At 47.6% G+C, this 1280-nt stretch carries 2 protein-coding genes; both read left to right on the forward strand.

Translation table 11 applies throughout. From position 1 onward, the window contains the following. Window positions 1-287: 287 nt before the first annotated feature. Window positions 288-875 carry a hypothetical protein gene (locus KDK18_RS14425; RefSeq protein WP_257255632.1) on the forward strand — a complete coding sequence of 196 codons (588 nt, stop codon included), beginning with the start codon at window positions 288-290 and terminating at the stop codon, window positions 873-875. A gap of 116 nt (window positions 876-991) precedes the next feature. Next, window positions 992-1280, forward strand: a 289-nt coding sequence (locus tag KDK18_RS14430; protein ID WP_257255633.1) for a hypothetical protein, incomplete at its 3' end; no start/stop codon positions are given.

The following is a 1280-nucleotide window of genomic DNA, read 5'->3' on the forward strand; positions in this document are numbered from 1 at the left end:
TCAGAATCGATTTTTTCATTTGTCGTTATTGCGTAGATTTAAATTGACAACTCAGACCCAGCTGCACAGAGGCTGTTGAGATGGCCCCACTACCCCAATGAAGACTGTTGATTTCTGAGTTATCTATGCCTGAAGGATCTATATAGACGAAGATACGACTTACCGCCAATTCCCTTTGCAATATGACGCAAGAAGTAACCCTGGGTAATGGCTATAAGTAAAAGTCAGAATGGGAGCCATGGCTAACAAGCGGTAAGTTGTTACTTTTACCTACGCAATAACGACAAATGAAAAAATCGATTCTGACGGCTGCCATCCTGACGGCAAGCGTTACCATTGCCAAGGCAGATATTATTGGCGCGAAACTGGGTTACAACTATTGGAATACTACCAACCACGGTGACTTTCAGACCGTTTACGGACAGATAGAACACCCGATCCCCCTGCTTCCCAATCTGGCGGTAGGCTATAGCAGGCTTAACCATGACAAGCTGAAGTTCGACAGTTACGATGCTTCCGGCTACTACGAAATTCTGGATAATGGCAATATTGCTCTGGATCTGGGACTGGGGGTTCGTCGCTTTGACAGCGGTGAATATCGGAATGCCTCTTTCAGCGATACAGTCCCCATGCTAACCGCCGATGTGGAATTGTTTCAGGACAGCATCATTAGCTTTTACAGCAAGCTTTACGCAGGTCGCTCAGGCGATACTGACTTTAATGATCTGGAAGTGGGTGTCCGTTTTTACCTGTTTGCCGGCCTGAAACTGCAAGGTGGCTACCGCACCTACGACATTGATATGGATGGCACCAAGGGCATCTATGACGATGAGCGTATCAAGGGCTTTAATCTGGGCCTGCACTGGGACATCTGACTCCCTCGCCTTAAAGCTGGCTCTGATGAGCCAGCTTCCTGCCATCCGAGCTCTTCTGACAAATCTGTCAGACTTTCTAGACTGAAGAAAACGAATCAACAAAATGGCAGGTTAAAATGGACGGAGCTAGCCAGGGTCTACCCTCTCCTCAATCAGGAAATAGTTCAACTTCTGATCCTTCAACGAGCTCAGAGCAAGAAAGCAAAGTCACACGTCAGCAGGATCACCGTGATATTACTCCTACCAACGGTGAAAATCTGGTAGCGAGAGCGACTGCCGTAGCTGGCAAAGACGAGCAATTACGCAACCGTAGCGTCAGCAGGAGGAAATACACTCTGGATGAAATGGCGGAACTGGGCCATAAGGTCGAAGAGTCCCTGGAAGCCATTAGAACGTTTATAATGG

The sequence above is a fragment of the Endozoicomonas sp. SESOKO3 genome (assembly GCF_024606255.1).